Genomic DNA, 4,804 nt, shown 5'->3' on the forward strand with positions numbered 1-4,804 from the left:
CCGCTGGGCGGACGAACGCGTGACCGAGGAATGGATCGACGAGGGGTCCGTCCGCGATGTGGCGACCGCCGCCGCGCAGCGGGCCGGCTCCGAGACGAACGTGCGCCGCGACCCGCGACCGTTGGACCCCGACATCGGCGCCGAGCTCGTCGACGCGCTGGGAAACCAGCGTGGTGCCCGGCTGTCCGAGCGTCTCGCTCAGGCGTCGGAAGCACTCGACCGTGAGCGCTTCGACGAGGCACGCCGGATCTCGGCTTCGATCGCCAAAGAAGCGCCGCTCGTCTCAGCCGTGCAGGAGGTGCTCGGTCTGGCGTCGTATCGCCTCGGACGCTACAAACCTGCCGTCGCCGCGCTGCAGCAAGCACAGGAGCTCCACGAGAATCCTGCGCTCCTCCCGGTCATCGCCGACTCGTACCGTGGGCTGCGTCGCTGGTCGGCGGTCGAGCGCGTGTGGAACCAGATCAAGGCGGCTTCGCCGTCCCAGGACGTGATGTCCGAGGGTCGTATCGTGATGGCCAATTCATTGGCGGACCAGGGTGACATCGCGGGAGCAATCGCGGTGATGCAGGACGGACGCAAGGCGCCGAAGCGAGTCCGTGATCATCACCTGCGCGAGTGGTATGTGCTCGGTGACCTCTACGACCGGCTCGGTGAGACGATCACCGCCCGTCGCTGGTTCGGGGCCGTCGCCGACGAGGCACCCGACTTCGTCGACGTCCAGGACCGCCTCCGCGGGCTCGGGCGCTGAGCGCCGTAGCCTCGAAGCGATGGGCAGTCTGCACTTTCGCGCCAACGTCGTCGCGGTCGTCACCGACGACGACGGCCGCGTGATGGCGTTCGAACGAGCCGATCTTCCCGGCGAGTGGCAGCTGCCGCAGGGTGGGATCGATCAGGGGGAGACCCCCGTCGAAGCTGCGTGGCGAGAGCTCGCGGAGGAAACCGGACTCTCCGGTGACGACGTGTCGCTCGTGGGCGAGTTTCCCGAATGGACGGCGTACGAGTGGCCGGATGGCCCGCGGAAGAACGGGCGCCTCGGTCAGGTCCAGCGCTGGTTCACGTTCCGCGTGACGAGCGACAAGATCGAGCCCGAGCCCGACGGCGTCGAGTTCACGTCGTGGAAATGGGTCAAGCCGGGTTGGCTGGCCGAGAACGTGGTCGAATTCCGTCGCTCGTCGTACGCGCGCGTGCTGGTGCCGGATCAGAGCTGATGTCCGACGACCTCTTCGCTGCGGCTGCGGAGACGGCCAAATTGACCCGGGCGCCGCTCGCCGCCCGATTGCGTCCACGGTCGATCGACGACGTGGTCGGACAGACCCACCTGGTCGGCCCCGGTCGTCCCCTGCGACGGCTCGTCGAGTCAGACCGACTCACCTCGGCACTGCTGTGGGGTCCGCCCGGAACCGGCAAGACGACACTCGCGCTCGCTGTCGCCGGAACCACCGACCGGGCATTCGAGCAGATGTCCGCTGTCACCGCCGGGGTCAAGGATGTCCGCGAGACCATCGAACGTGCCCGTCAACGCCTCGGCGAGCGTGGGCAGGGGACGATCCTCTTCCTCGACGAGATCCACCGCTTCTCGAAGGCCCAGCAGGACGCGCTCCTGCCCGCCGTCGAGGACGGGACGCTGACACTGATCGGGGCCACGACCGAGAACCCGTTCTTCGAGGTGAACGCGCCGCTGAGGAGTCGCTCGACTCTGTTCCGGCTCGAACCGCTCGAGCCCGCTGACATCGAGGTGCTGATCCGACGGGGGCTCGAAGCGGAGGGTGCCGTCGCCGACGAGGACGCGGTCCGGTTGCTCGTCGACCGATCGGGAGGCGACGGGCGCCAGGTGCTCACCTCGCTCGAGGTCGCCTGCGCCCTGTCCGACTACACGCGCGTGCAACTCGAACACGTCGAGGCCGCGTTGGGGACCAGCGCGCTGCGATACGGACGCGATGATCACTACGACGTGGTCAGCGCGTTCATCAAGTCGATGCGCGGTTCGGACCCCGACGCTGCGGTGTACTGGCTCGCGCGGATGCTCGAGGCAGGGGAGGACGCCCGATTCATCGCTCGCCGAATGGTGATCTTCGCGAGTGAAGACGTCGGCCTGGCGGACGGGCGGAGCCTCGAGATCGCCGTTGCCGCGGCGAGTGCAGTGGAACACGTGGGTCTCCCCGAAGCGCAGCTGAACCTCGCGCATGCCGTGATCCACCTGGCGACCGCGCCGAAGAGCAACCGTGCCGCCCTCGCGATCTGGAACGCTCGAGCGGCCATCGGCGACGGCGCGCTCGGCGAGGTGCCCGCGCACCTCCGTGACGCCCACTATCAGGGTGCGGCTGCGCTCGGCCATGGCGACGGCTACAGGTATCCTCACGACCATGACGCCGGTTGGGTCGAGCAGCAGTACCTTCCCGATGGCCTGGTCGAACGACGCTGGTACGACCCCTCCGATCACGGTGACGAACGTGCAGTGGCCGAGCGAATGGCTCGACGCATGAACCCGCCGACGACGGAGCGACCCGAATGACCGCCGCCGATCTCGTCGTCGTGCTGGCCGCGGTGCTGCTCAGCATCGGATTCGCCGCTCTGATCGTCGTGCTCCTCCGCGTGCTCGACACGCTGCGGGCGTTGCGATCCGAGGTCGACGATCTCCGCGACGAGACCCGAATGCTCATCGACGACCTGCGGATCTCCGCCGATGAAGCTCGGGAGTCGGTCGACGAGGCTCGCCACGACCTCGAACGATTCGATCGCGTCCTCGGTTCGGCCGAGGCGATCGGTGACGCCGTCGGCTCCACCGTCGCACGTTCAGCGTTCTCGTCGCCGGCGATCAAAGCAGCGGGGCTCGCGCGCGGCGCCTCGCGCACGATGGCGCGCTTGCGTCGCAAGCCAACCGGAAGCAGCGTGATCGAAGTCGGTCGAACACCGAGTGACGAGCTGCCCACCCCAACGGGAAGGAAACGAGCGTGATGAAGCGAGTGACATGGTTCGTGGGCGGCGTCGCCGCAGGAGCAGCCGGTGCGAGCTACGCGAAGAAGAAGGTCAAGGAGAAGGCGGCGCAGGTGTCGCCGGCGGGCGTCGCCCGATCTGCCGCCTCGCGCACCAAACAGTCTGCGCTCCACGTCGTCGGAGCGCTCCGTGAGGGACGCGAGGCGATGACACAGCACGAGGACGAGCTCAAAGCGCGCCGCGACGGTCGTCTCGTCGAGCTGTCCGAACACGTCTCGCCGGGTGACCAGGTGTTCGTCGACGGGGTCGAGGTCGAATCGGGCCGCGTCATCGTCATGCGTCCGAAGTGAACGACTCGGTCATCGCCGCGCTGCGCGAGCGGATCGACCCCGGTCGCGTTCGATCGGGGGCGACCGAGACCCGGCTGTACCGACGCGACGCGTCGAACATGACCGGTCGAGCGGGCGTCGTCGTGTTCGCCGAGACCACGGCCGACGTGCAGGCGGCGGTCGAGGTCGCCGCGCGTTTCGGCGTGCCGTTTCTCGCCCGTGGATCGGGCACCGGCCTCGCCGGGGGAGCGGTTCCTCCCGATGGGGCGATCGTCATCTCCACGTCGAAGATGAACCGGATCCTCTCCGTCGATGCCGAGAACCGGCAGGCGTGGGTCGAGCCCGGCGTTCTCAATCTCGATCTGTCGAAGCAGATCGCGCACCTCGGTGTCCACTTCGCCCCCGATCCGAGCAGTCAGCAGACCTGTTCGATCGGTGGAAACGTGGCCAACAATTCCGGTGGGCCCCACTGTCTCGCCGATGGGGTCACGAGCGCGCACATCCTCGGTCTGGAGGTCGTGCTTCCGGATGGAACGGTCACGATGCTCGGCGGCGAGGAGCCCGAACCGGATGGGCTCGACCTCCGCGGAGCATTCGTCGGCTCCGAGGGCATGTTCGGCGTGGCCACGAAGGTGTGCGTGCGGCTGATGCAGAACCCTCCCGACGTGGCGACCATGTTGATGGAGTTCGACTCGGTGGGTGATGGCGCTCAACTCGTGAGCGACATCGTCGCTGCCGGAATCGTGCCCGCGGCGGTCGAGATGATGGACCGACTCTGTCTGCAGGCGGTCGAGGCGTGGCTGCACATCGGGCTTCCCGTCGATTCGGCGGCCGCACTGCTCATCGAATGCGTCGGCAGGAGCGGGCAGGTGGCGTTCGAGGTCGAGCACATCCGGACACTGGCCGAGGCGCGGGGGGTCGCCGGTGTCCGCGTGGCCGCCGATGACGGTGAGCGTGGCGAACTGTGGAAGGCCCGGAAGGGAGCGTTCGGCGCGGTGGCGAACATCAAACCGAACTACTACCTTCACGACACCGTGGTCCCGCGGGCTCGACTCGCCGAGGTGATCGAGAAGGTCTACGAGATCACGGCGCGGTACGGGATCGACGTCATCAACGTCTTCCACGCGGGCGACGGCAACCTGCACCCCCTGCTGGTCTACGACGCACGTGAGGAGGGGATGGTCGACAAGGTCCACGCCGCGGGACGAGAGATCGTGGCGTTCTCGGTGGCTGTCGGGGGAGTGTTGTCCGGCGAGCACGGAATCGGGCTCGAGAAACGCGACCTGATGCCGCTGCTCTTCTCCGCGGTCGACTTGGCTGCGCAGGAGTCCCTGCGTGTTGCCTTCGACCCCCAACTGATCGCCAATCCGGACAAGGTGCTGCCGAATCCGGCAACCTGTGCTGATCTCCATGTCGCGCCCGAGGGCGCGTGGATCTGAGCCGGGTGTCGTCGCGATGACGCGCGGGAGATGAAGGACGTGGGATGGCAGACATGAATCGATCGATCGAGGAGTTCGCATCGAGCGTCGGTTCCTCCTGTC

6 protein-coding genes are annotated in these 4,804 nt (G+C 67.7%); all 6 read left to right on the plus strand.

The genetic code is table 11. From position 1 onward, the window contains the following. Positions 1-748: tetratricopeptide repeat protein (locus WBV89_RS11990; protein ID WP_423981583.1), on the plus strand; the 748-nt coding region annotated here is incomplete at its 5' end. Positions 749-767: 19 nt separating this feature from the next. Next, positions 768-1,208 (plus strand): NUDIX domain-containing protein, encoded by a 441-nt coding sequence (locus WBV89_RS11995; RefSeq protein WP_423981584.1) that lies wholly within the window; start codon positions 768-770, stop codon positions 1,206-1,208. Continuing rightward, positions 1,208-2,512: a replication-associated recombination protein A gene (locus tag WBV89_RS12000; protein WP_423981585.1), complete on the plus strand. Its 1,305-nt coding sequence runs from the start codon at positions 1,208-1,210 to the stop codon at positions 2,510-2,512. Before WBV89_RS11995 ends, WBV89_RS12000 begins: the two co-directional genes overlap by 1 nt. After that, a complete protein-coding gene (locus WBV89_RS12005; protein ID WP_423981586.1) occupies positions 2,509-2,955 on the plus strand; it encodes a DUF948 domain-containing protein in 447 nt (148 codons plus the stop codon). The genes WBV89_RS12000 and WBV89_RS12005 overlap by 4 nt, the downstream gene beginning before the upstream one ends. Continuing rightward, positions 2,955-3,284 carry a hypothetical protein gene (locus WBV89_RS12010; RefSeq protein ID WP_423981587.1) on the plus strand — a complete coding sequence of 110 codons (330 nt, stop codon included), beginning with the start codon at positions 2,955-2,957 and terminating at the stop codon, positions 3,282-3,284. Before WBV89_RS12005 ends, WBV89_RS12010 begins: the two co-directional genes overlap by 1 nt. Beyond that, positions 3,281-4,702, plus strand: a complete 1,422-nt coding sequence (locus tag WBV89_RS12015; RefSeq protein WP_423981588.1) for an FAD-binding oxidoreductase — start codon at positions 3,281-3,283, stop codon at positions 4,700-4,702. The genes WBV89_RS12010 and WBV89_RS12015 overlap by 4 nt, the downstream gene beginning before the upstream one ends. Positions 4,703-4,804: the final 102 nt, after the last annotated feature.

Origin of the sequence: Ilumatobacter sp., assembly GCF_049588435.1 — a bacterium.
Taxonomy (GTDB): domain Bacteria; phylum Actinomycetota; class Acidimicrobiia; order Acidimicrobiales; family Ilumatobacteraceae; genus Ilumatobacter_A.

Bases quoted from the DNA above. Each gene is read 5' to 3' on its own strand.
- WBV89_RS12010 (WP_423981587.1), top strand. From the start codon at position 2,955: ATGAAGCGAGTGACATGGTTCGTGGGCGGCGTCGCCGCAGGAGCAGCC.
- WBV89_RS12000 (WP_423981585.1), top strand. From the start codon at position 1,208: ATGTCCGACGACCTCTTCGCTGCGGCTGCGGAGACGGCCAAATTGACC.
- WBV89_RS12005 (WP_423981586.1), top strand. From the start codon at position 2,509: ATGACCGCCGCCGATCTCGTCGTCGTGCTGGCCGCGGTGCTGCTCAGC.
- WBV89_RS11995 (WP_423981584.1), top strand. From the start codon at position 768: ATGGGCAGTCTGCACTTTCGCGCCAACGTCGTCGCGGTCGTCACCGAC.